General features: G+C 38.3%; 23 protein-coding genes. 9 read left to right on the forward strand and 14 right to left on the reverse strand.

The window, feature by feature from the left end; all coding sequences use genetic code 11:
• Positions 1-594 precede the first annotated feature (594 nt).
• The 5 genes from F3G76_RS07085 to F3G76_RS07105 form a co-directional block, all read right to left on the reverse strand.
• Positions 595-1,446, reverse strand: a complete 852-nt coding sequence (locus F3G76_RS07085) for a TPM domain-containing protein (protein ID WP_107931091.1) — start codon at positions 1,444-1,446, stop codon at positions 595-597.
• On the reverse strand, positions 1,446-2,039 hold the full coding sequence (locus F3G76_RS07090) for a LemA family protein (protein WP_021088893.1): 594 nt from the start codon (positions 2,037-2,039) through the stop codon (positions 1,446-1,448). The genes F3G76_RS07085 and F3G76_RS07090 overlap by 1 nt, the downstream gene beginning before the upstream one ends.
• A 111-nt stretch (positions 2,040-2,150) precedes the next feature.
• On the reverse strand, positions 2,151-7,169 hold the full coding sequence (locus tag F3G76_RS07095; protein WP_149706313.1) for a retention module-containing protein: 5,019 nt from the start codon (positions 7,167-7,169) through the stop codon (positions 2,151-2,153).
• Positions 7,170-7,463: 294 nt separating this feature from the next.
• Positions 7,464-7,871: a pyridoxamine 5'-phosphate oxidase family protein gene (locus F3G76_RS07100; RefSeq protein ID WP_149706314.1), complete on the reverse strand. Its 408-nt coding sequence runs from the start codon at positions 7,869-7,871 to the stop codon at positions 7,464-7,466.
• A complete protein-coding gene (locus F3G76_RS07105) occupies positions 7,872-8,240 on the reverse strand; it encodes an L-arabinose ABC transporter (protein ID WP_223227444.1) in 369 nt (122 codons plus the stop codon).
• Between the two features lie 84 nt (positions 8,241-8,324).
• Between F3G76_RS07105 and F3G76_RS07110 the strand changes: the two genes are divergently transcribed.
• Positions 8,325-8,846: a hypothetical protein gene (locus tag F3G76_RS07110; RefSeq protein ID WP_021092115.1), complete on the forward strand. Its 522-nt coding sequence runs from the start codon at positions 8,325-8,327 to the stop codon at positions 8,844-8,846.
• Positions 8,847-8,864: 18 nt separating this feature from the next.
• Here the strand turns inward: F3G76_RS07110 and F3G76_RS07115 are convergent, their stop codons facing one another.
• Positions 8,865-9,605 carry an EI24 domain-containing protein gene (locus F3G76_RS07115; protein WP_149706315.1) on the reverse strand — a complete coding sequence of 247 codons (741 nt, stop codon included), beginning with the start codon at positions 9,603-9,605 and terminating at the stop codon, positions 8,865-8,867.
• Entirely contained in the window at positions 9,602-10,297 is a 696-nt protein-coding gene (dut, locus tag F3G76_RS07120; RefSeq protein ID WP_009294967.1) for a dUTPase, read from the reverse strand. Before dut ends, F3G76_RS07115 begins: the two co-directional genes overlap by 4 nt.
• Positions 10,298-10,426: 129 nt before the next feature.
• Here dut and F3G76_RS07125 point away from each other — a divergent pair, with 129 nt between their 5' ends.
• Complete coding sequence (locus F3G76_RS07125; RefSeq protein ID WP_002940779.1) at positions 10,427-10,615, forward strand: hypothetical protein; 189 nt, start codon at positions 10,427-10,429, stop codon at positions 10,613-10,615.
• Here the strand turns inward: F3G76_RS07125 and F3G76_RS07130 are convergent.
• A complete protein-coding gene (locus F3G76_RS07130) occupies positions 10,612-12,981 on the reverse strand; it encodes a bifunctional diguanylate cyclase/phosphodiesterase (protein WP_149706316.1) in 2,370 nt (789 codons plus the stop codon). The genes F3G76_RS07125 and F3G76_RS07130 overlap by 4 nt on opposite strands.
• A gap of 64 nt (positions 12,982-13,045) precedes the next feature.
• Between F3G76_RS07130 and F3G76_RS07135 the strand changes: the two genes are divergently transcribed.
• Positions 13,046-13,585: a hypothetical protein gene (locus F3G76_RS07135; RefSeq protein ID WP_149706317.1), complete on the forward strand. Its 540-nt coding sequence runs from the start codon at positions 13,046-13,048 to the stop codon at positions 13,583-13,585.
• An 18-nt stretch (positions 13,586-13,603) separates the two neighbouring features.
• On the opposite strand, the gene F3G76_RS07140 is transcribed toward F3G76_RS07135, so the two are convergent.
• Together F3G76_RS07140 and ciaB are read right to left on the reverse strand one after the other, a co-directional pair.
• Complete coding sequence (locus F3G76_RS07140) at positions 13,604-15,964, reverse strand: putative bifunctional diguanylate cyclase/phosphodiesterase (RefSeq protein ID WP_149706318.1); 2,361 nt, start codon at positions 15,962-15,964, stop codon at positions 13,604-13,606.
• The gene (gene ciaB / locus F3G76_RS07145; RefSeq protein WP_149706319.1) at positions 15,957-17,801 is read right to left on the reverse strand and encodes an invasion protein CiaB; all 1,845 of its coding nucleotides are present in this window, start codon (positions 17,799-17,801) and stop codon (positions 15,957-15,959) included. Before ciaB ends, F3G76_RS07140 begins: the two co-directional genes overlap by 8 nt.
• Before the next feature lie 90 nt (positions 17,802-17,891).
• On the opposite strand from ciaB, the gene F3G76_RS07150 reads away from it, so the two are divergent.
• Positions 17,892-18,305, forward strand: coding sequence for an acyl-CoA thioesterase (locus F3G76_RS07150; RefSeq protein WP_012140406.1), 414 nt, complete (start codon positions 17,892-17,894; stop codon positions 18,303-18,305).
• Positions 18,306-18,454: 149 nt separating this feature from the next.
• Positions 18,455-19,093: a Crp/Fnr family transcriptional regulator gene (locus F3G76_RS07155; RefSeq protein ID WP_021088954.1), complete on the forward strand. Its 639-nt coding sequence runs from the start codon at positions 18,455-18,457 to the stop codon at positions 19,091-19,093.
• A gap of 7 nt (positions 19,094-19,100) precedes the next feature.
• On the opposite strand, the gene F3G76_RS07160 is transcribed toward F3G76_RS07155, so the two are convergent.
• Genes F3G76_RS07160 through F3G76_RS07170 form a run of 3 tightly spaced genes read right to left on the reverse strand, consistent with a single transcriptional unit; the run spans position 19,101 to position 20,236 of the window.
• The gene (locus tag F3G76_RS07160) at positions 19,101-19,568 is read right to left on the reverse strand and encodes a molybdate transport repressor (RefSeq protein ID WP_149706320.1); all 468 of its coding nucleotides are present in this window, start codon (positions 19,566-19,568) and stop codon (positions 19,101-19,103) included.
• Between the two features lie 10 nt (positions 19,569-19,578).
• Positions 19,579-20,013, reverse strand: coding sequence for a molybdopterin synthase catalytic subunit (locus F3G76_RS07165; protein ID WP_103570653.1), 435 nt, complete (start codon positions 20,011-20,013; stop codon positions 19,579-19,581).
• 1 nt (position 20,014) lies between these two features.
• A complete protein-coding gene (locus F3G76_RS07170; protein ID WP_149706321.1) occupies positions 20,015-20,236 on the reverse strand; it encodes a MoaD/ThiS family protein in 222 nt (73 codons plus the stop codon).
• A gap of 84 nt (positions 20,237-20,320) precedes the next feature.
• Here F3G76_RS07170 and nspC point away from each other — a divergent pair, with 84 nt between their 5' ends.
• Positions 20,321-21,460 carry a carboxynorspermidine decarboxylase gene (gene nspC / locus F3G76_RS07175; protein WP_149706322.1) on the forward strand — a complete coding sequence of 380 codons (1,140 nt, stop codon included), beginning with the start codon at positions 20,321-20,323 and terminating at the stop codon, positions 21,458-21,460.
• Positions 21,461-21,759: 299 nt separating this feature from the next.
• Here the strand turns inward: nspC and F3G76_RS07180 are convergent, their stop codons facing one another.
• Positions 21,760-22,356, reverse strand: coding sequence for a DJ-1/PfpI family protein (locus F3G76_RS07180; RefSeq protein WP_149706323.1), 597 nt, complete (start codon positions 22,354-22,356; stop codon positions 21,760-21,762).
• Positions 22,357-22,590: 234 nt separating this feature from the next.
• On the opposite strand from F3G76_RS07180, the gene F3G76_RS07185 reads away from it, so the two are divergent.
• The 3 genes from F3G76_RS07185 (at position 22,591) to selD (ending at position 25,306) form a co-directional block, all read left to right on the forward strand.
• Positions 22,591-23,538 (forward strand): formate dehydrogenase subunit gamma, encoded by a 948-nt coding sequence (locus F3G76_RS07185; RefSeq protein WP_149706324.1) that lies wholly within the window; start codon positions 22,591-22,593, stop codon positions 23,536-23,538.
• Between the two features lie 146 nt (positions 23,539-23,684).
• Positions 23,685-24,287, forward strand: coding sequence for a sulfurtransferase-like selenium metabolism protein YedF (gene yedF, locus F3G76_RS07190; RefSeq protein WP_148823377.1), 603 nt, complete (start codon positions 23,685-23,687; stop codon positions 24,285-24,287).
• Positions 24,284-25,306: a selenide, water dikinase SelD gene (gene selD, locus F3G76_RS07195; protein ID WP_149706325.1), complete on the forward strand. Its 1,023-nt coding sequence runs from the start codon at positions 24,284-24,286 to the stop codon at positions 25,304-25,306. The genes yedF and selD overlap by 4 nt, the downstream gene beginning before the upstream one ends.
• The last annotated feature ends 34 nt before the right edge of the window (positions 25,307-25,340 follow it).

Raw genomic sequence — 25,340 nt, forward strand, 5'->3', positions numbered from 1 at the left:
AAAATAATCCTTTGTTCTACAAAGAAAAATGTCAAATTTTAAAATTTCATGAACGAGTAATTTTGGCTCTAAAATTTGAGCTAAGCTGTAAGCGAAGCCAAATTTTAGTAGTCAATTCTTGCGAGTGAATGGAGTTTTAAAATTTACAAAATAGATTTTTTAAAATTTAAAGTTTTGTTTTTCGAAAGGGAGACAAGGGGACTTGAATTACGAAGCCGTCCCCTTATCTCCCTTTAGATCCCTCAATCCCCTCGCACGTTAGAAGTGGCATGCTTTAGTGCTTCGCACTGCATGCGTTTTATTAAATTTGAGCAAATTTTAAAATTTATGAACGAGCATATCACGCTTCTAAATTTAGTGGCGAATAGTTCTGAGTCCTAAATTTAGTAAGTTGCTAAGGCGAGTGAATAAGATTTTAAAATTTGCGAAATAACTTTGTTAAATTAGATATGCGTCAAGTAAATTTAAAAGTAATTTCGGCTCTAAAATTTGAGCTAAGCTGTAAGCGAAGCCAAATTTTAGTAGTCAATTCTTAGGGGTGAAAGTTTAAAATTTGTAAAGGGTAGTAAAATTTACTTCTAAAGCAGGCAAATTTTACCAGCTGCCACTAGCTCCGCCTCCGCCAAATCCACCGCCTCCGCCGCCAAAGCCCCTTCCTCCACCTGAGCGACCGCCACTATTTGAGCCTGAATTATCGCGTCTAAAACCCATTGGCAAAGAGCCACCTTGGCTATTTCTCTTAAAAACGTCTTTTAAAATAAAGAAAAATACCGCAAATATAAAGGCAAAGGCGCCAAAGATGATAAGGTAGTTTTGCACGCCAAATCCCTGCTCAAGTGCGGTTGATACAAGTCCAGCAAAGCACATGCTAAAGCCAGTTCGCATAAAAAATTTGCCAAAGATCACAGAGGCAAAACAAGAGAGCATGCCAGCAAAAAAGGCAAATACGCCAAAAGGCAAGTCGCTAAGGCTGGATTTACTACTAAATTCCTCGCCGCTAGCCACTTTTATGATCGCCAAAACGCCCTCTTTCACGCCTTCGCTCATCTTGCCATTTTTAAACTCAGGTATCATCACGCTATTTATGATCTCGCTTGCTACGGCATCAGTTAGCACCCCTTCAAGCCCATATCCAACCTCGATGCGGACCTTTTTCTCATTTGGAGCGACCACCAAAAGCACACCGTTGTTATCTTCTTTTTGACCTAGTTTGTAGCCTCTAGCGATCTCAAGAGATAGCTCTTCAATGCTCCTGTTTTCAAGCGAATTTAAAGTCACTATGGCGATTTGCGTGGTGCTATTTTGCTCGAAATTTTGCAATAAATTTAAAAGCTCATCTCTTTCATTTTGTGAAAAAATATGAGCCTCATCGTTGATCTGCTCATTGAAATTTAGAGCAAAACAAAAGCTAAATGCAAAGAGCAAAAGAGCAAGAGCTTTTTTCATCACTTCTCAAACGAAACTTTTGGATTTTTCATATCTTCGCTGCTAACTTCGATGCCTTGCTTTGGCTTCATCTCTGGATGAAAGATGCTGGCTATAAATTTACCAGGAAAGCTTCTAAGAGCTACGTTGTACTCTTTTACTGCCTCGATGTAGTCGCGTCTTGCTACGCTTATGCGGTTTTCTGTGCCTTCAAGCTGGCTTTGGAGTGAGAGGAAATTTTGATTTGCTTTTAGCTCTGGGTAGCTCTCGCTAACTGCCATTAGCCTGCCAAGTGCGGAGCCTAGCTGACCTTGAGCTGCCATAAATTCTTTAACCTTTGCCTCGTCGCTAAGGCTGCTTGCATCGATGCTTACTTGCATGCTCTTACTTCTTGCATTTGCCACGTCTTCAAAGACCTTTTGCTCGTGAGCTGCGTAGCCTTTTACGGTCTCAACTAAATTTGGCACGAGATCGGCTCTTCTTTTGTATTGATTTAGCACCTGCGACCACTTCTCGTTGGTGTTTTCATCAAGCACGACAAATGAATTTGCGTATTTGAAAGCGCCAAAAACAAGTGCGGCGATGACCACAACTATGGCTATTAAATTTTTCATATTTTCTCCTTTAAAAGGGGTGATATTAGTAAAATAAGGCTTAAAAAATGATGTAAATTTGAAGTTAGGTTAGTGAAGTGAGTGCTTAAAGTGCACTCACTTTTTTGGGGATTATAGGTCTGTTTGGATCTTATCTTCAATGATGATATGTACTGTCTGACCATTTACAGTATCGTTGCTTGTATAGCCTTTTGAGCCAAAGTCAGCATGTACTAATGGGTCTTCATGCCACTTACCTTTTATATCTACCTTGCTAGTGCTATCGCCTCTTATCTTAAGGATAGTGTTGATGTTATCAGTCATAGCAAAGATATCTTTTGCGTCAAATTTGATCTCAGAGTTGCCTTTTAGCTCGATCCTCTCGATACTCTCAACTTTTGTGTTAAGGTCAGTAACGCCGCTAAGATCTACGTGAGAAGTATCTCTAAAGACGATCGTATCAGATGTGCCCTCTCCACCTTTCATCACTTTGCTTGGATCATAATCCATCCTGAAGTCTTCAAGCTCTATGCGAAGTGTATCGCTATGAGTTTTATTTACAAGACCGCCTGGAGTTTTAAGCGTAGCATCTACTTTTAGATCATAAGCTGATCTTGCGTTGATGTCTAGTAACTGATCAAATACACCTTTACTCATATCATCAGCTGTTAGTACATGATTTACTGTTTTTGTTTGAGCGTGATTGTCTGGATCAGTATATTTGATCTCAACTGTATCACCTGCTCTTGCATCATCGCTAACATAAATTTTAACTGGCGTTGTATCTTGAGTTTTATTATTACCGCCAAAATTTTCGTTGCCATATAGATGTCCATCTCTATTGCCGTCTTCGCTAAACTGCATACCTCTTATAGCGTCCATCTCAACTTTTGCATGATCCTCTGTGCTTACAGTAGTTGTTCCATCAGATAGAGTGACTTTCGCTTTTGTCTCTTGTCTTACTGCGATAGCTGCATCAAGCTCAAGTGGTTTGCCATTTTCAAGAGTGATCTGGCTGTGATTAGCTTGATTTTCTAGTACGATATTGCCAAGTGGATCTTTGCTAAGAACTTTAAATTCTTTAGTCACAGGCGTTGTGCTACCAGCATTTGTGATCTCAACTTTTATGCTATCGCCAGCTATTACGCTACCAGGGAGAGATACACTTACTTTTGAAGTATTACTACTTGTCTCATCTCTTGTGATAGTACCATTGTCGTTTGCATCAGCTGCTATGCTTACACTTAGACCTTTACTGCTTAGCTGTGCTAGTTTTGCCTCTGCGTCAGCATGTGCTGTTTGATCATCTTGAGTAGTTATAGTCGCATCTACCTTTGTCTTCTCACCTGGCTTCATAGGGACATTATCTACTTGTATGGTGTTAGTTTTTGTGATATCCTGTGGTGTTCCACCATTTATTATATCAGTAGCAGTGATTTTACCATCTGCTGTTTTAGTTATTTTAAATTCTCTACTTCCTGGGGTGCCAGTGTTTGGATCAATATAATCAACTTTTACGTGATCGCCTGTTACAACATTGTAAGGCACTTTTACGCTTACTGTTGTAGTTTTTAGGTTATTGTCTGATATAGCCTCATCTCTGCTTAGCTCATTGTTTCTGTTAGCATTATCTTCGTTAAAAATTACGCTTAGCTCGCTATTGTTTATAGGCTGTAGTATCGCCTCTGCTGATTTAGGTGTGACATTAGGTATATCTACTTCAACCTTAGCAGGATTTGTAACACTTACAGCGATATGAGGTATCTTTAGTAGGTTGCCTGGTGCTAAAGGCACATTGTTTCCAGCTGCATCTTCTATAGTTAGCACGTGGCTATTGTTGCTAGTTACTTTATATGTGACTGGGGTGCCACCATTTACTTTTACGGTAAATGTATCACCTGCATGTAGGTTGCCACTTGGTAGAGATACAGTTGCAGATGTCTCTTTAACATTGCCATCTGTGTTTGCCTCGTCTCTGCTTAGTTTGCCATTTCTATCTTTGTCCTCATCGATAAGCACATAGAAATTTGTACTGCCATCACCATCAGCATCAAGCAATATATCGCTACCAGCTTCTACCTTATCAACGCCTGTTGCATCGCTAACTGTTGCGCTTATCTTACTTGTTTTATCTTCCTCAAGCGGCACTGTATACTCAACAGCCTTATTGCCAACCACATTTAGACCATCTACTGTGATATTGCCATGAGCGTCTTTGTGGATAGTATGACTTGTAGTAGTTGGTGTGCCATTTTCTATGCTTGTAGTTATCTTTAACACGTCACCATCTACAACGTTGCTTGGTAGTTTTATGATAGCTGTTGTTTTATCTAAAACACCATCTGAACTTGCTTCTGCTCTATTTAAAATTCCGTTAAAGTCTGTATCTTCTTTAAATATAACAGTCATATCATCGTGAAGTTTTTCAAGGGTAGCGTGGTTTGTTACTATAGTTTTTGCATGATCCTTAGCATCTGTAAATGTTGCCTGAGCTTCAGTATTTTTACCTTCACCTATTACTATGCCTGGTACTGTGATTTTATTATCGCTATCAGCTGTTAAGGTTTGACCGTCAGCTGCTTTTAGAGTGATGGTGTTGTCGCCATTTCTTGTGATAGTAAATTCTTTGTCTAAAGTCTTGATGCCATCAGCTTTAACCTCAAGTATCATCTTGTCGCCAGTTATCACGTTATTTGGCACTTTTATTTTTAGATCTGTCTTGTGAAGATCGTGATCTTTCATACTCTCATCTCTTGTGATAGATGTATTAGCATCAATGTCTTCACCAAAGAAAATTCCAGAGTCATCAAGTTCTGTTACGCTTACGCTATTTGTTCCAGTAGCACTTTGAACATCGTCTTTATCGATGATAGTAGCTGAAATTTTAGTCTCAGCTCCAGTTAATGTACCAACATGAGAAATTTTAAAGCCGTTGTCGCTTACTGCTACATCATTGCCATGCTCATCTGTTATCTTAACGCCTGAAGCATCTTTATGAACGTTAAATTTAAGCGTTCTATCTTTAGTTGTACCATCAAGCTGTGGCTCAGTGATCTTAACTTCGATCCTATCGCCATCTACTGCATTTTTAGGGATCTTGATAGTTGCAGTTGTATTAAATTCATCACCATCAGCAGCTGAAGCCTTTCTGCTCATAGTTTTTGAGTTATGCGCCTCATCAAAGATAACCTCAGGTGCTTTTACATGCTCTAAGCTAGCTGAAACTTCTGGCTCATTTATATCTGTATGTCTGCCTGGTGTCATGTTTGTGATACTAGCTTTGATCGTGGTATCTTGCCCGTGTCTTAGATCAAAGCCTGGTACTTCAAATGAGTATTGATTAAAGCTCTCTTTTATCAATGGGAAATTTTGTCCGCCATTGCCAATCTCAGTTATACCAGTTACCTCGCCTTTATCATTCATATTTATAGTGAAATTTCTTGTATAAACGCCTTTTATAGGATCGTTTATAGTAAGTGTGAGTGTATCACCATTGTCTATTTTGTTTGGAAGTCTTATAAGAGCTGTTGTTTTATTTACTTCATGCTCATCCATACTCTCTTGTCTTGAAATTTCATGAAGAGTATCTTGCTCTATAAATTTTATCTCCATGTTTCTACCGATAGGTATTACATTATCTTTGTTAGACTCTGCACTCTTTGGTGTGTCATCTGCAGCTACGACATGAGCACTTGCATAGTTCCATACGTCAGGGAAGACTGGTAATGATGTATTTACTTTATGATTATCAACATCTGCTTGTGTAACTGGTACTTCTGTTGTTGTATTTTGTTTTGTTAGTGGATCAGTGTAAGTTATGACAACTTTATCGCCTGCTACAACATCTTTTGGAAGTGTTACTTCAACTGTTGTGCTTCTAAAGTTACCATCTTTGCTATTTTCCCAGTCATCTATACCACCATCATTGTCATGATCTTCAGTAAATGTTAAAGTTGGTCTTACATCTGGAGTAACATCATCGGTTGCTACATCGCTCTTCCAAGTGCTAGAGTTTGTACTATCAGTAACATAAGCATCTACTTTTGAAACTTTACCCTCAGCAACTGGCATGTCTGTTATCTTATAGCCGTTGTTGATTATATTTTGATCGATAGTAACTTCTCTATTTTCAGTAGTACCATCTGGTTTTGTTAGAGTAATGTGAAGTTTATCTCCAGGGATAACATCACTTACTTTTATAAGCACTGGTGACTCATTTTGTTTGCTGTCATTTTCGTTTTCTGTATAAGTTAAAAATTTATCGTTATTTCTATCTTCTGTAAATTCAACGCTTACGCTTGATTTTGTAGGAGTTACGTGATCTTCACTGCTGCCGCCAGTGTTACCTTGGAAATTTGTAACACTTGCTTCTACTTTTGAGTTTTTACCTGGCTCTACAGGCGCATCTATTGGATAGCCATTAGTTATGATAGATGGAGTGATGGTTATGTTTGTTGTTGTTTCATTACCATTTGGATCAGTTACAGTGACTTTTAGTATATCGCCAGCTCTTACTGTGCCGTCATTTGGTACAGTGATAAGAACTTTAGATGTATTTATATTTGTATCATTTCCATGCTCTACTCTGCTTAAAGTGTGGTTTCCATCAAAGTCATAGAGAAATTTAACAGTTGGTGTGCCTGGGATTATATTAGTGTTTGCACCATTATCACCATCGTTGCCATCATTGTAGCCACCTATTGGGCTATCGTATGAAGCAAAAGCTCTGTTCGTATCAGTTAAATTTCTATAAGTTTCATTGATGTTAGAGTAGTGACCACCCTCAGCAAATCTAGCTTCGCCAAGGCTAACGCCATCTCCACCACCAGCAGCAGCGTTACCGCCAGCAGCAGTCTCTTCAAGTTTTGTTAGATCTCCGCCGTTTAAGATAGCGTTTTGCAGAGCGCTTATATCAGCTAAACCCTCAGCACCTATCGTATTTGGATTTAAAGAAAGTGTATCGCTACCTAGTACAGTTAGCTCTTTGCCGTTATTTGCAACAATAGTTACTTTATCGGCTGCATCGCTAGTTTTGACACTCTCACCCATATAAACGATGTCACCAACTTTTAGCTCTCTTTCGTTTCCGTTTTGATCAACTGCGACCGCCTTGCCACTTAGCGATTTTACTACACCCGCTTCTTTAGCCATAAAACTCTCCTTATATAATTTTTTCGGCGATTATATAATAAGAGTGAGGCTGGGGATATTAAGTAAAATTTGGGTAAATTTAAGTTTATTTTTAGTTATTTAATACTCTTTTATCACACTTTAATATTTTTAAAATTCCCCCTAAAAAAGGCATTTTGTGTAACTTTTGTGTAAAAAATTTTAAAAAAAATTTTTATATGGTACATGTACCTTTCGTTTCATAAAAGCGTTATTCTGAACGCCTTAAGAAAGGGCATCTTTTAAGCTAACACGAAAATATTATGCGATTTTTAGCTACTTTTGCCAAAAAATTTTCTTGCCAAAGCCTAGAGTATTGCTCGTAAATTTAACCTTTTCAAGGCTTATAGACCAAATTTTTGGATCCATCGCTTTTGCGTAAAAAAATCTTTTAAAGTAAATTTCTCGCTCGCTTGTGCTAGCCTCACTCATCACCCCTTGAAACTGCACGCCCTCTATCTTGCCAACGATCTTTGTATCAAGAGCAATGGTGCCAGCAACAAGCTTTGAGTTTTTTAAAAATTTGATATGTGAGCTCTCATCAGAGCTAGCTAACAAAAGGCAAAAGCTTAGCTCATCAAAGGCGTAAAATGCGCTAAAAGCGTAAGGCTGCCCATCATCATCAATGGTGCAGACACTTGCAAGATGCATCTTTTTTAGAAATTTAACTATCCTCTCATCCATCTAAATTCCCCTAAAAATGTCAAGAATGGTTTGAAATTTAAAGATGACTATGGCGATTATCAGCACCCAAAGCGTAAAAATAATGAGCTCTATTAAAGTAAATTTATCTTTTGCAACCTTTTTAAAAGTAAGCATTGTTAAAAATGCTCCAAAAAAGCCACCAATTAGCGAAAAATAGTGGATCGCATTTACCTTCACGAAGCTTGGCAAAAGCCCTTTAAAAAATAGTGAAAACATCAAAATGGCAAGTAAATTTGCAAGTATCAAGTAGTAGCCAACGACTGGCAAAACTGGGCAAAGCTTAGCAAAAACGAAGCTTAAAACAGTGATAAGCATCAGCAAAAAGATCCTAGTCCCAAAACAACACATCGCCCGTCCTTTTTTGACGCATTTTACAAAATTTTGCTTTATGAAATTAAAAATTTGCCGATTTAGCCTCAAAAGGATTTAAAAATGCAAACAAATTTTTACTCTCAAGGAAGCTACAACAACATGAGCTTTTCGATGAAGACTAGCTCAGGCGATGAGATAAGCTTTTCTATGTATGACAACAAAAACTTAGAGTTTTCAAGTCAAAAAAATGGCACTTCAAGCCAAAGGAGCTTAACTCTTACGCACGAATACGGCTATGAGTTTGCTTATAAAGGCAACGGCATAGACGAGCAAGATATGAAAGAGATCGAAGAGGCGATGAAGCAAATTCGCCCACAGGTTGATGAGTTTATGAAAAACGTCAAGGAAGGCGACAAGATCGCGGGTAGTAGCCAAAGCATAAGCGAGCTTTCAAACAAGATCAAGCAGATGTTGCCTGACGCAAAAGACCTGGATCACAAAAATTTCATAAATGACAATATGCTAAAGATGTTTGACGAACTTTTAGCTAAAAATGATGCTAATAAAAACCTACTAAGTGCGACAAAAAGGCTATTTGACACATTGCTAGATGAGAGCAAAAAAGTATCTTACTACGCTTAAATTTAGAGCTCTTTGGCTCTAAATTTTAACTAGCGCCTCTCTTTGATAAAAGAGGTGCGACAAGACTATCACAAAATAAAGCTGAAAAAATAATCCCACAAGCGGCACAAGCGAGATCAGATAAAATAAAAGTGTAAAAGCTATAAATTTAATCCCGCCGCCTTCAAGCAGTGCTAGCTCAAATTTATCGCTATCAAGTGTGTTTGAGCCAACGTCTATGAGTAAAAGCTTATAGTAGATATAAAAAAACGGTACGTTGATGATGAAAAAATTTACAAATGGCACAAACAAAAGTGGTAAGCAAACGAGCAAGATCCCAAGAAATTTCATGATCTCAACCATCATCACCTTTAGCACTCTAGCCGTGCTAGCCTCGCTTTTAAGCACGTAGTTGTAGTGCCTTTTGTTTATCTCTTTGGCTACAACTGGCGTTAAAAAGCCAGCTACGATTAGAGCGATCACGATGCTAATGATGATCGTTAAAAAGGTGCTTAAGACGTAAAAAAGTATGCTAACTATCCACTTTGTAGCGCTAAAGCTTAAAATTTTAATAGCTATAAAAAATAGCGTCGAGTTTGACTCTAAAAAGGCGAAATTTTCGTTTTTAGCACCGTCACTTAAAAGATCAAATATCTCGCCACCTCCCCAGATGCTTAGCCAAGCTAGGCAAAGTATGCTAAGACAAAGTGGCAAGATCGATAGCGTTATAAATTTGGCTGTGAAAAAGTCTTTAAAGCCAAGACGAAGAAGATTTATCATTTTACCTTTTTGTACTCGCGCTCAAGTGCGGCGTAAATTTCATCAATCTTACTAACGCCATTTGATAAAATTTCACTCATCACTTCGTTATCTTCGCGTCCGTTCCAAATTTTCTTATAGCTGCCCTCTTTGTAGCCATTATTTTGGCGGAAGCGATTTAGTACGTTTTTAGCGATGTAGCACTCATAAAGTGAGTATAAATTTACGCCACATTTTAAAGACATTGAGAAATAAATTTTAAAGATATCAAAGATGTCATAGTCAAAGCCGCTGCACTCATGTATAAGCATCTCAACGTCGTTCATGATCTCGTAAATGCTCTCATCTTCGACCTTTAATGGCTCTTTGCAATAGTCACTAAAGCCACTTGACTGGCAGATATCATCAGCTAATGTCTCAACATCACCAAGCTGTTTTGCCTTGTAAATTTGTAGCGCCAGGCTCATTATAAAGTGCCAGATATCGACAACCTCGATGCGTAAATTTTGTTCATCAGTCTTAGCATCTATGCTCTTCCAGTGCTTCCAAGCAAAGCTATCAATGAGCTCAGCGCACTCCATATATATGCAGCGCCTCCAGCTTATGAGTTTATTTTTATTTGTATAGCCATTTTCCCAACCAAGCCCGTTTGTCTCGTCATTTAGGCTTTGTTGCATCTTTAACATCTCTAAAACAATAGTTCTTTCATCCATTTTTAAACCTTTTAAATTTTAAATGATTATAACAAAAAACAATTAATGCTTAAGCGACAAGCTTGACCCAAATCATCTTAATGCAAGCTTACAAGATGTAAAATCACCCAAAATTTCAAAGGAGAAAAGATGAGAGAGAAAGATCTAGTAGTTTGCAACGTTTGCGGACTAAAAAGCAGCGATGATAAAAATGCAGTTTTCATCCACGCTCACAAAAACGGCGAAGAGGTCGATATCTGCACAAGCTGTATCCCAAGCGTGATACATGGCTCAGGCATGGTCGTAAAATCAAACGAAGAGATAAAGGCTGAAATTTAAATATCAGCCACCATGTGAGAATTCTGCCTTAAAGAATTCTCAAACTCCTCCGCACTCATCGGACGAGATAAGAAATATCCTTGCATTTCATTACAATTAAGCTCTTTTAAAAGCTCTTTTATCTCGTGGCTTTCAACGCCTTTTGCTGTTACTTTTAGCTTCATTGATTTTGCTATATTTATGATAGCAGCGACTACTTGCATATCTTTTTTATTTATCACTGACTGAGCGACAAAGTCATTTGCTATCTTTATACGGTCGATCTTATACTTTCTGATATAGACAAACGACGTATATCCAGAGCCAAAGTCATCTATACAAACATCTATGCTATTTTTCTCTAAAAGTGAGAAAATTTTATCAAGCGTCTCTTGGTCGTTTTTCCAGATATCTTCGCTAAATTCAAGCTCAAACTGCTTTGGATTTAGGTGGTGTGAGTTTAAAGTTAGCATAAATTCATTTACAAATTTTTCAGATGTGCTTTGAATTTGCGCTACGTTTATGCTTATTTTTGGCACTTTTAGCTTTTTGTTTTGCCACCTTACAGCTTGCTCTACTGTTTTTGAGACAGCAAGCGTGCAGATGTCGTTTAAGATGTCGCTATTTAAGCTAGCTATATCCATGAACTCGCCAGCCTCTTTTTGTCCAAATTCTTTTGACTGCCATCTAAGTAGCGCTTCTACGCAGATGATCTTTAAATTTTTAATGTCATAGATCGGCTGAAAATATACCTCAAAATCCTCTTGTAAATTTGCTTTTTTAAGAGCTATCTCTATGTTTGAGCTTTGTTGTATCTCGCTATCTATCTCATTATTATAAACCATTGGGTTTTTAGCTGGGTTTTGCTTAGCGTAGTACATCGCCATATCAGCTTTTTTGATGATATTTCTAGGATCGCTGATGTTATCTCTTGTCACTACGTGGATACCAACGACACTCTTAATCGCAAAGTGATACTTATCTATTTGCAAAGGTTTTTCTATCGTATCTCTTAGCTCCATGCCAAGCTTCATGCGTTTAGTGTGGCTATTTTCTTCCATTTTTGAAAGCACGATAAACTCATCAGCGCCGATCCTTGCGGTGACCTCTTGTCTGTTGCACGCTTCACGTATGCGCTTTGCTACCGCTTTTAAAATTTTATCGCCAACCTCATGTCCGTAAGAGGTATTTATATTTTTAAAGCGACTTATATTTATATAATAAACTGCGATCTCTTGCTTCTCGCCCAAAACGCTACACATACCTTTTAGCTCATTTAGCAATGAGTCTCTGTTGCCAAGAGAGGTTAGATAGTCTTTTTCAGATACGCCCTCTAAGCTTAAATTTATCATCTCAAGTTCGTTTGTCTTTAGGTGCTTCTCTTTGTTCTTAGCATCATGTAAATTTTGCTCTGCGTTATATATCTCTTCGCTTTGATCTAGTACTTTCATAAAATAGCTAATGACAGCTCCAGCTACAATAACAAAAATTATAAGTAGATCGACATAAGATGAGAGGTTGGCTTTTATAAGTATTAGTGCAGCTGAGATGATAGGTACGAGCTTAGATGTTGTTTTTATGCCAACATCTGCTGCGCTTATACGCTTGTTATCACCCCTTAAGTAAAAAGCCCCGAGCATTAAGAGAAAAAATGGCACAAGGTAGATAGAGTGCAGAGTAAAATCATGCCCTTTGTTTATAAGCTCATTATAAAAAACATATAAATTTAATAGCGTAAAAATCGCACTTGCGATTATCAAGAAAAAGCCGCTATGTCTAATATAAAGATGGTTGCTATTAAAAATTTCACTAAGAGCGATGAATAAAATAGATAAATTTACAAAAATAGCAATGCTAGCAGCAAGCTCACTAGGACTTTTAGGATGGATCAATATATCAAAATCACCCATGTCACCAACAATACAATAAGCAAACGTGAAAACTAGCAAAAGAACGTTAAAGCTATCGGCTAGAACTAGGATCTTTTTATCGCTAGCTATAAATTTGACCACAAAAAATATACCAACAGCGGCCAATAGTAAAAACATAGGGAGCAGATCGAAAAAATCAAGATAAGAAATTTGCTCTTTGCTTCTTAAAAGAAAGTCTTCATTGACACTCCTAATGGCGTCAATAATAGTCCAGATAAAGACTCCAAAGCATGCAGCAAGCCAGTGCATAGCTTTAAGCTTTGATCTGTTCATAGAGATGTAGATACCAAGAACTACAAGACCAAAGCCAAAAAATATCAACAAATTTTCAAAATTTTTATAGTTTAAAATGCCGGCAAACTGAGAAAATATAAAAAGAGCTATAACGGCATAGAAAATTTGTTTTTGTCTTAGGATAAGTGACGAATTTGACGTAAAAAAAATGTTTCTCTCCATTGTTTATTCTGTTTCAAACCTTATTTTTAGTTATAATTTTGCAAATTTTTCTTTAAGGTTAATCATGAAATGTAATATCGTCTTATCTGGAGAAAATTTAATAGATTACCAAGCATTTAATCTATTTTTCTCAAAAAAGGCTAGAAAACAGTATTTTATAAATGTTTTTATGATTTTTACGGAGGCCATTATAGCTGGATTTATCGCTGATATGCTCTTAAAAACCAAAATTTTTACTATTATTGGCACCATTTTTGCTATTTTTTGGATCATTTTTTATCCAATTTTTTTAAAAAATAGACGAAGAGTGGCGCTAAAAAGCTTAGAAATTTCAGACTTTAAAAAAGAGATGATCTTTGAAGTAGATGAGAAAAATTTGGCATTTTATGAAAACGAGCCAAAAGAAAATGAAATTTTTGACATAAAAGATGTAAGTGAAATTTACGAGCTTAAAAATATCTTTATCATCTTTATAAATGAAAAAATTCATCTTGTCTTGCCAAAAAATAAAGAAACCTCAGAGCTAGTAAAAACACTTATAAAAGAGAGCAAAAAAGAGCTACTGCTTTTTGAAAATTTAGACTACAAAAGCGTTATTGGCTAAGCTTGTAAATTTACAAGCTTAGATGTGATCAAGCGTGCTTCTTATAAGCTCTTCAAAGTCTTTAGCGTTCATCGGCTTACCCCAGAAATAACCTTGTATCTCATCGCAGCCTAGCTCTCTTAAAATTTCAAGCTGAGTTTCATCTTCAACACCCTCAGCGATCGTCTTTAGCTCGATATTTTTAGCTAGAGTTATAACGCTTTTTACAACGTCTCTATCGGTCTCATTTATAGCGATGTTATCAACTAACTCTTTTGCGATCTTTAGCCTATCTAGCGGATACTTTTTGATGTAGTTCATCGATGAAAAGCCAGTGCCAAAGTCATCAATGGAGATGCTCATGCCCTTATCTGAAAATTTCTTTAAGACTGTTTGCATTATCTCTTCGGCATTGACGAGGCTTGCCTCTGTAAGCTCGATATCAACGCACTTTGGATCCATACCAAATTCTTCAACATAGCCAAAGATATCCGATGCAAAATTTACATTATCAACCTGTTTTGGTGAGATATTGATGCCAACTTTTAGGCTGATACCATACTTTTTATTCCAGTAGCTCATCTGCCTTATAGCCTCTTTTGCTACCCATATTCCTATTGTATTTATAATTGAGCTTTGCTCGGCTACTGGGATAAATTTAGCCGGACTTACAAAGCCTTTTACCGGAGAGTTCCATCTTATAAGAGCCTCAGCACCTATTATCTTTTTACCATTTAGCAGATACTGCGGCTGGAAATTTAGGCTAAATTCCTCATCAAAATTCATAGAATTTAGCAAAATTTCTATATAGTTTTTCTCCTGAATGATCTCTTTTATATCATCGTAAAAGACATATTTTGTATTGACATCTCTTTTGGCTGCATCAAGTGCCGCTCCAGCTTGCATGATAAGATCATCAGCTAAAATTTCACTTGTTTGTGTTGAGCTAACGCCAACCTTTGCTCCAAGAGCTATCTTATAATCGCCAACTGAGATTTGCTCGGCTATGATGTTTAGCAGATAGTATAAAAATTCTCTATAATGCCCCTCATTTTTTTGCTTTAAAACTATCATAAAGTCATCGCCGCCAAACCTTGAGACGATAGCGCCCTCTGGCAAGATCGCTTTTATATTTTTAGAAAATTTTAAAAGCACCTCATCGCCCACGTAGTGGCCGTATGAGTCGTTTATTGCCTTAAAGTGGTTGATGTCGATACAATAAATATCTATCTTTTCGCCAAGCGCTTTGGTCTTTATCATCTCTGATAGTTTGCTTAAAAATGACTGTCTATTTAAAAGCCCAGTGAGTGAGTCAAATTCGCTAAGCTGCCTTAAGCGTTCGTTTTTCTCTTCAAGCTCTCTTAGGCTATCTTGGATCTCTTCGTCAAGTTGAGCGATGATATGCCTTTCAGATCTAGCTAGATCCCTCATAGCAACTGTATTTGAGATACTATAAATTAGCGCTGCATAGGCTAGCAAAACCATAAGCAGAAAGACTATCCAGACAGAGTAAATTTTATCTGTATTAGCAGCTCCTAAAAAAAGTAGAGAGATGAAAAGCAATGTGATAAATTTATATATAAGCACCATTATATAGTCTTTTCTGTAACTTCTTATCTTGATATTTGCCTCGTTTTCCTTTAGGTGCAAGCAAGCTACAAATATAATAAAAAATGCAACTTTAAAGAAAAACTCATAATGAACATTTGTACCACCGTACGCCAAAAAGGCCTTTGATGAGTAGTATGCGTCGCAAATGCAAATGATAAGCAAGGCTAATAGATATAAAAGTAGGCTAACTCTTTTATAGCTAAAAATTGGTTTTTTTGATACGAAATTTAGTGAAAATGCGACAACAAAGACAAAGCAAAAGATAAAAATATCCATTATGATGTATGAAAGACTAGTCACGAATTCTTTATTAAGCGCTACTGCTAGACTTCTATCAAAAACTACAAACCAAAAAAAACTAACCGTTATAAGCATCAAAGCAAGCGCATCTACCACGACTTGCTGCCATATCACTCTTTTTAAAATTTTTGCAAAAAAAGCAATGGCAGATACAAGAAACATAAAAAATGGGATCAAATATAAAATTTGCATAAGATCCGTGCGGGAGATGTTTCCTGGCATAAGAAGCGATCTATCATAAAGCAATAAAAGGATATCAGCCAGCGCCCAGCTCGCGATAGCTAAAAATATATAGGTCCAGTATGAGTTTAAATTTCTACTACTTTTTAAGAAAAAGAACAAAAACAAGGCGATCACTACATCAGTGCCGACCGATATAGCTGTCAGATAAAACTGATCCCCCAGATAAATAGCAAAAAAATAAGCAATAATCAGGGCAAATATAAATAAAAACGAGCCGTTGTGAAAATTTGTTATCCTATCAAGCACGGCCACTCTCCGCTTCCTGGGTTAGCTTTTGCCACCTTTGCCACTCGCCGCTATCATCGACGTCATTGCCGATAGCCTCGTACCTAGCGTAGAAATGCTCAACAAATTTCTTGCACTCTTCATCTTTTGGCAGATAGCTCTGCTTATCTTTTTGGCAAAATTTCTCCAAAAACGTACTCGCATCAACTTTTTTGGCGTATGTTTGCGCTAGCTCGTAATAGTTTTGCAAGCAAATTTCTTTAAATTTAGCGTAGGCTTGCTCGCTCATATCCACGCTTAGTTTGCCGTCAAATTTAAGCACTCCAGCCCTAAAAAGCAAACTAAGATGTATGAGCCCCTCGCAATAATAAGCCCTCACCTCATCGACCTTTCGCCACGCGATAAGCCCAACCGCGCGAGCTATTAGCTCGTGAAAGACGGCCATTTTATACTCCGCCTCTTCGTGCAAGAAGAAATTTACTAGCCCACCAGTCGTCGCTTTGTACTCTTCTATAAATTTAAAGACGCCACTTTTATTCATGCTCATCTCAGTATCAAGTCCGATAAAGAGGATGTGACCAAACTCATGGCCGATCGTTGAAATTTCATATACTTTTTTCCAAATTTTTGGCTTTAAAAATAAAATCTCTCTACCAAAATCCAAAAATTCCTTACTAAAAATTTCAGCCCCAAGCTTCATAAAAGGCTTTGCCTTTGCGCCCTCATAGACGTGATTTACAAAGGCAAAAATTTTCTTGCCGCATTTTGCGCTCACACTCTCGTCATTTGGCACGACTTGAGCGCTAAAAAGTCCGTTTAGCTCCGCTGCGTAATAGATCATCGGCACACTTATATAAAGCTGCGTTCTAGCGATATTTTCGCTAACTGTCTTGTTTGTCTCGGCGTTATCAAATTTGATCTTTTCGCAAACGCTTTTGTAAGTTTTTGCCACTTTCTCTTTAAATTTAAGCTCGTCAATGCCTTCGCTATCAACCAGCCTGATGTCCCACTCAAGTGCGACTGCGTGCGTGTAGGCATCCTCATAGTACTCCAGCGGATGGCCTGGCTGAAGCGCGCCTTTTACATCCATCCACGCTATCTCGGCCTCTTGCCAGGCGTTTATCACCTTTGCATTATTCTCTTCGCAAAAGGCGTTTTGCAGCTTTTCAAGGTATTTTACGTAAGATTTTTGCTCGTCATTTTGAGCTAAATTTCTTAAAATTTCAAGGTTTTTTGTAAATACTTTTTTAAGCTCTCTAACCTCATCTTTAAAGGCAAGCGCGTAAGGCAAAAAGCTAAATTTCTCGCCCTCTTTGCAAACTGCGCCATACGTTCTATCAGCCCTAACGCCGTTACCATCACACTGAAATAAGCTATTTTTAGTGATAAACTCATTTGCCAGGCTTAAATCTTTAAATTTAGCCTCAAACTCTTTATTTGTAGTATCTATTATCTTTTCTTGCCATGAAATTTGCCACGCATTTAGACTAAGCCCAAGCTCGTGCATAGCCTCTACAAAGGCTTGAAAAAACGGGTCTAAAATTTGCTCATCACGTACCTTTTTTATAAGCTGGGCGTGCAGATTTTCATATAAATTTCTAACGTAGCCATAGATTAAATTTAGCACGCGTTTTTGCTCGTCCTCGCCCAAATTTAGCTTTTTTAGCTCATTTTGAAGTGGATCAACTTTAAGATCAACTATCCTTCTTGCAAGGGCTAGCTTTTGGCTTGGTGTGCCAGTAAGGCCGCAAATTTTCACAGCTTCAGTTATGATCTTGTCATCTAAATTTTTATAAATCGCGTTTAGCTTGGATTTTTGCTCTTTTGTAAGTTCGTTTAGTCTTTTAAAATCATTCATCTTTTCATCCCTTAAAGTTGCAGGATTTTAGCATAAAGCCATTAAAATTTGCTACAATTTACCAAAAATTTAAAATCTAAAAGGCAAAAAATGGACATTTTAAAGGACTTTGGCGAGCCACGCATCAAGCAAGTGATGCTACCAAAAGATACAAACTCAGCTGGCAATATCTTTGGCGGCTGGATAATGAGTCAGATCGACCTTGCAGGTGCTCAGGCAGCTAGAGAAATTTCGCCTGAGCGAGTTGTGACAATTTCGATGAAAGAGATCATCTTTAAACAACCAGTCTTTGTTGGCGACGTGCTAAGCTGCTATGCAAAGATCATCGCAGTTGGCAAAACATCGATAACAACGCAGATAGAAGTGACTGCGCTTAGACTAAATGATGGCGGTTTTAGAGAGACTATACATGTCACGAGTGCAACTGCGACCTATGTCAGTGTGACAAAAGATGGACTTAAAAAACCTATAGATGAGAAGCTAAAAAAGCTCCACGGCTTTTAAAATTTGGTTGCGATTTATGCAGCCAAACCCTTAAATTTATCACTATTTTTAAAAGAATTTGAAAAAAATTGACTTCAAAAAAGATAAATTTCAACTTATTTAAATGCTTTATAAAGTAAAATCAGCCCTTACACTTTTTTGGGAGAAAGATGAAAAAATCACGCTTAGGGCTTTTACAAACACATATTTTAGATATCTTAACACAAGATGAACTGGAGAAATTTGAGTTTAAAGAGCTGCCAAAAACAAGCACGATCTACACCGAAGATATCGAGATCATCATCTTAAAAACCGGCTCAGCAAAGCTCTCATTTTTTGAAGATGGCGAGGAATTTATCCTTTATCATTTAGAAAAAAATAACATCGCCATACTTGATGACAACTGCGCCTTTGAAGTGCTTGAAGATGCCCAAATTTACGTCATTAGACTAGATGAGATAGGTGAAATTTTGCACAATCAAAAAGCTGCAAGCGAGATCCTAACAACCACGCTAAACACCATCATCGTGCAACGCCAGATCACAAAGTCGATACTTTTTGAGGACGCAAAGGGCAGGATCGCAAATTTCTTGATCGAGCTTGCAAATGAGCAAGATCTAAAACAAAATGGCTACCGATATGTGTTTTTGCCGTTTTCTCTAAAAGTGCTCTCAAGCTTTGTTGGTCTCAAGCGCCAAAGCGCCTCAACAGCCTTTAATGAGCTTATCAAAGACGACATCATCAGAAAGATCACACCGCACGAATTTCTCATCATCGACCACGAAAAACTTGAAAGTTACACGAATTAAAAAGCTTTTACGCCCTATCTTTAATTTTAGCGAGCCTATCTCGAAGCTCTTTTGAAAGTGTGAATTTCGAAAGCTCATATCTATCAAAAATGACGATCATATCATCGCCAAGCGCTTGCACTAAGCCAAAACACGCATCTCTATCCAGGCGATTTTTTCTAAATTTAACACTTAGCGCATCGACTTTTTTCTTATCGCCAAAGCTCTTAATGGCGATCTCGTCGATATCTTTGAAGAAAAATTTGATATTTTTTGAGCCTTTTTTTATGACAAATCCATCATCATCTATCTCAAAAAAGTTGTTTTGCAATATCTTTCTCACGCAAAAAAAGGTTGAAATGGCGCCAACGATGATGCCAAAAAGAGAGGGCGTGCCAAGATCAAGATAAAAATATCCAACGATGCTAAAGACAAAGAGCCCAAGCCCAAAGGCTAGCGCCCAAAAAACATCTTTTTTACTCTCTTTGGTTATCATTTTTGCCCTCTTATGCCAAAAGCCCGGCGCCATTTATCGCTTGGCTGCGCTCTTTGGCGTAAATTCTCTCGCCATTTATCACGTCGTATTTCCAGATCGGCGCATTTGCCTTAAAGTCCTCGACAAACTCGTTTATAAGCCTTAACGCGACCTTTCTTTGAGGGCTAACAACTCCAGCTACATAAGAGCTTGTATGCACCAGCACATCGCCTTTTGAGTGAGCAAAGAGCACGTAAGCATTTTCTTTTTTGGCTCGCTCCTGCCAAGCATCCAGCCATTTTTTAAGGATCGGCTCATAGATATCAAAGCTAAGCGCCGAAATACCGCCCTCTTCTCTCACTATGCCCACAAAAGTGATGAGCGCACCGCAGTTTTTATCTTTAAATTTATCATACCACTCATTTGTGATGCTTTGAACATCTAAGCTACCATTATAAATTTGCATCTTAGCCTCCACAAACTGGTGGCAATATAGAAATTTTATCGCCTGATTTAAGAGCGAAATTTATATCGCTTACGATCTCGTCATTTACAGCCACTGCGCAGATATTTAGCCACTTTTTAAGCTCTTCTTTCTCACTTATTGCCACTTTTACCTCGCCTAAATTTTTTGCTTCTACTTTTATACTCTCAAGCCCTATAGGCCCAAGAAATTCGATCTCTACCACATTTTATCCTTTGAAATTTTTGCTGATTTTACTTAAAAATAAATTTAGATATACTTATTTGAAAATTTACAAAAGAGATAGAAGATGAACGAAATTTTAAAAAGCATAAAAACCCCAGCCTACGTCTGCGAAGAGGCCAAAGTACGTAAAAATTTAGAGCTTTTAAAGTATGTAAAAGAGCAAAGCGGAGCTAAAATTTTAGTAGCGCTCAAAGGCTTTGCATTTAGCGGAGTGATGGATATGGTGGGCTCATATCTTGACGGAGCTACTTGCAGTGGGCTTCATGAGGCCAAATTTGCGAGCGAATACGTAAAAGGCGAGATCCACACGTATAGCCCAGCCTTTAAAGATGAGGACTTTGATGAAATTTTAAAAATTTCAAAGCACATCACATTTAACTCTTTTGCGCAGTGGCAAAAATTTAAAGACATTGCCCTACAAAATGGCATCATCTGCGGCCTGCGCGTAAATCCAGAGGTTTCGCTCGCCCCAACTGACAGCTACAACCCATGCGCTAAATTTAGCAGGCTTGGCATCACAAGGGCAAATTTTAAGCCAGAGCTTCTTGAAGGCATCACTGGGCTTCATTTTCACGCGCTTTGCGAGGAGAGTGCGAGCAGCTTGCAGGTCGTGCTGGAGGCGTTTGAGGAGAAATTTGGCGAGTTTATACCAAAGATGAAGTGGATAAATATGGGCGGCGGCCACCACATCACGAGGGCTGATTACGACGTGGAGCTGCTTATAAAGATAATTAGGCGCTTCCGCGAAAAATACGGCGTAGAGGTCTATCTGGAGCCTGGCGAGGCGGTGGGCTGGCAGACTGGCTTTTTGATAAGCAGCGTCCTTGACATCGTACATAACGAAAAAGATATCGCCATACTTGATACATCAGCCGAGGCGCACATGCCAGATACTGTGCTCATGCCTTACCGCCCAGCCGTTAGAGGCGAGAGTAAAAATGGCAAATTTGCTTATAGATTTGGCGGCAATACCTGCCTAGCTGGCGATATAGTGGGACTTGAAGCGGGCGATGCGGAGTATAAATTTGATAGCGAGCTAAAAATCGGCGACCGCGTCATATTTGAAGATCAAATTCACTACACCATCGTTAAAAACACGACATTTAACGGCATAAAACTGCCTGATCTGCTACTTTTAAAAGAAAATGGCGAGATAAAGATGATCCGTGAATTTGGATACGAAGAGTATAGGCGCAGAAACTAGGCTGAGTTTTTGAAGGTAAATTTGGCTTTTTAAATTTAGGTCAAATTTATCTGGCTTGTAAATTTTGCCAAAATGGCTTTAAACTGCTTAAATTTAAAAATTTATCTTGAAGCTATTTTCGTTTTCAAAAATTAAACTTAATTAAATTTGGCAAATTTATAGCTAGGCTCCAAAATGATTTAAATTTATTATCTACAAATTTTATCTTGACACTTTTTGCTAAAGATATTTTGACTTACTATCCTTATTAAATTTAGCAAATTTCTGACTTTATCAAAAGGTCACAAGCCACCCTAAATTTAATACCCATAAATTTTGGCAAATTTATCTATCTTTGAGCTTTTTTGCCAGTTGTATTCGGTCTCATTTGCGATCTTTTGGGCTAGCTCTTTGCCAAAATGATCACTTATAAAGCCAAGCGCCATATCCATACCAGCAGCCACGCCTGAAGCTGCGTAAAATTTACCTGCTCTCACCCACCTAGCGCGCTCTTGCCACTTTACAGCTTCGCCGCAACTTTTTACCCACTCAAGCGATCTTTTATTTGAGGTAGCCTTTAGTCCGTCAAGCTCTCCAGTGCGAGCGATGAGCGCCGAGCCCGTACATACGCTTAGGCAAAATTGTGAAGCCAAAACGCACTCTTTAAGTCTCAAAATAAACTCACTATCATTTACAAGCGTCCTTGTGCCCTGACCTCCAGGGAGTAGCAAAACGCTCTCTTTTGGCATCTTGCTAAGCTTTTTGGTTTTTATAAGAAAGCCTTGCTTGCTTCTTTTCATCCCACCATCAAACGAGACGTAGCTTATCTTCATTTCAGGCACCCTTGCCAAAAACTCCACTGGCCCCATGAGATCAAGCGTCTCGTACTCATCAAATATAAGGCAAAAAAGATGCATAGTGCGGTCCTTTTTCGGCTAAAATTTGGCTTTATTTTAGCTAAATTTTCAGATCAAAAATGATAAAAATTAATAAAACTTAAATGTTTTTTATAAAATTTTTAGTAATCTTTTTTGCTAAGGTTTGCTTGTGATTAGCTCTGATATAATAGCCGCAAAACGGCATAGCTGTGTGATTTTAGCATATTTAACCAAAGCTTAAATCATTTAAGCTTTAGCAAATAAAGGAATAAAATGACGAGAATTCTTACTCTACTTTTTACATTGTCTGTTGCGGCAATGGCCATTGAGGGACCAACTGGCGTCAATCAATATGACAGCACCATTTGGGCAGCACAGAGGATAGAAAATATCAAGCCTTATGAGCATGGATGGGGCCCGATATTTACTTTTATACAAGGCAACGACTACTTCGCGATAGCTGCACTTTCTATCATTTTAGCTGTTATCGGCGCGTTCGTGCTACACTTCTTGATCATCGGACCAAAACACTTTAGTCACGAGGGCAAAAAAGTATTTGCGTTTTCACTGATCGAACGTATAGCTCACGGCTTAGCTGCGATCTCTTGGATCATCTTGGTACCAACTGGCATCATCATCATGTGGGGTGCAGAGCTTGGCGGTGGCACATTTGTGCGTTTCTGTAGATACTTGCACGATATAGCGACTATTATATTTGCTATTTCTGTGCTTCCTATGCTATTTGCTTGGACTATCAGAATGCTTCCAGCTGTTTATGACATCAGATGGATGATGATAGTTGGTGGTTATCTATCAAAGAAGAAAAAACCAGTTCCTGCTGGTAAATTTAACGCTGGTCAAAAGGCATGGTACTGGATCGCTATCCCTGGTGGTATCGTGATGATCATCACTGGTGCGATCATGTATTTCATGGATATTAAAGAGCCAGCGGTTGCTAGTTGGTTTGGTATCTCTCAAATCGATCTTTTAAGATATAGCGTAGTTATCCACAACTGCCTTGGCATCGTCTGTGCGGTATTTTTCCTAGTTCATATCTATATGGCTGCGATCGCTATACATGGCGCTATCTGGTCGATGATCACTGGATATAAAGAAGAAGAAGAGGTTTATGTGCTTCACCACTACTGGTATCAAGAGCTTGTTAAGAAAAACAAGATCCCAGTATCTGACTACGAAAAATCATATACAAATTTAAAATAATTAATCTTGACCTTGCGACTTACGCAGGGTCAAACTCTCTTTTATAGCAAATTTCACAGCACAAATCCTTTTAAAAAATTAATATTTTTTAGCTATAATCCAAAATCAGTTTCAAGGTTTGAAATACTAATCACAAAGGAAAAACAATGACAAAAACAATTGATTGTAGAAATTTAGAGTGCCCAAAACCAGTCATCATGACTAAAAACGCACTTGAGGGTTTAAACGAGGGCGAAAGCTTAGAGATCATCGTAAATGCTTTGGCGCCAAAAGAGAATATCTCGAGATTTTTGAAAAATCAAAATATAGAATTTAGCCTAGAAAGCAACGGCAATGAGACTAAAATTTTAGCCATCAAGGGCAAAAGCGCACTTGAGCTTACAAATTTTGACGAATTTGTCTGCGATATCACACCAAAAAATGAAAAAGTACTCTATCTAAACGAAGAGCGCGCAGGTAGCGGTGAAGTTGGTATAAATTTACTATCAAAATTCCTAGGCGCACTTCTTCAAGTAGAGAAAAAACCAAAGATAATCATTTGCGTAAATAACGCCGTTAAGATGACGACAAACCGCTCACATCCAAGCTTTAAGCCACTTAAAGATCTTGAAGCTGCTGGCGTTCAAATTTTAAGCTGCGGAAGCTGCTTGGAGGCTTATAAACTAGTAAGCGATCTTGCAGTTGGCGAAATTTCAAACGCTTATGAGATCATCGACATACTCTCAACTCACGAGCAAATCAAACTATGATCTATCACGACAAAAAGCTTACGCAGTTCGTTAAAGCCGCTGGTTGAGCTGCTAAGCTTGACCCGTCGGGTCTTCACAAAACGATTAGTAGTTTAAATTTATCTCATCCAAACCTGCTCTCAAGCATCGGCTCAAACGAAGATGCGAGCGTTTTCAAGCTCTCAGACGATCTTGCACTCGTTCAGACGCTTGACTTTATCACGCCAGTAGTCAATGACCCATTTATCTACGGTCAGATCGCTGCTGCAAACAGCCTAAGCGACGTCTTTGCAATGGGTGGCGAGGTGATAAACGCCCTAAACATCGTGGGCTTTGATAGCTGCAACCTTGCACCTGAAATTTTAGGCGAAATTTTGCAAGGTGGAGCCGATAAAGTAAGAGAGTGTGGCGGCGTCATCGTTGGCGGACACACGATAGAGACGCAGCAGATGTATTATGGATTAAGCGTGACTGGCAAGGTAGATCCTAAAAATTTCTGGGCAAACAACACAGCAGAAGTTGGTAACGTTTTGATCCTTACAAAGCCTCTTGGCAGTGGCATCTTAAGCACAGCGATCAAGGCTGATCTACTAAGCATGGAGCAGATAAATGAGGTTGCAGGCATCATGGCTCAGCTAAATTTCTACGCTCTAAAAGCACTAAGTGGCATCAAAGTTTATGCCGCTACCGATGTGACTGGATTTGGCTTTTTAGGGCATTTAAGTGAGATGTTAAACGACAAGATCAGCTTTAATGTCTTTGAAAAAGATGTGCCAGTGATCGCAAGTGCAAAAGAATTTGCCGATATGGGCATCATCCCAGAAGGAAGCTACAAAAACTGCGAATTTGCAAAGCATTTTGTGAACAAAGAGGCTGATATATTGCTTTTTGACGCGCAAACTTCTGGCGGACTTTTGCTAGCTGTTAGCGAGAACGATGCGAGCCTAGCTCTAAAGCGCCTAAGAGAGGCTGGCTATGAGCGCTCAGCCATCATCGCAGAGGCGATACAAAAAGGCGAGTTTGATATATTTTTAAGCTAACTCTAGGCTAAATTTAGCCTATTTTAAGGCCAGC

Origin of the sequence: Campylobacter concisus (genome assembly GCF_902460575.1) — a bacterium.
Lineage (GTDB): Bacteria > Campylobacterota > Campylobacteria > Campylobacterales > Campylobacteraceae > Campylobacter_A > Campylobacter_A concisus_AW.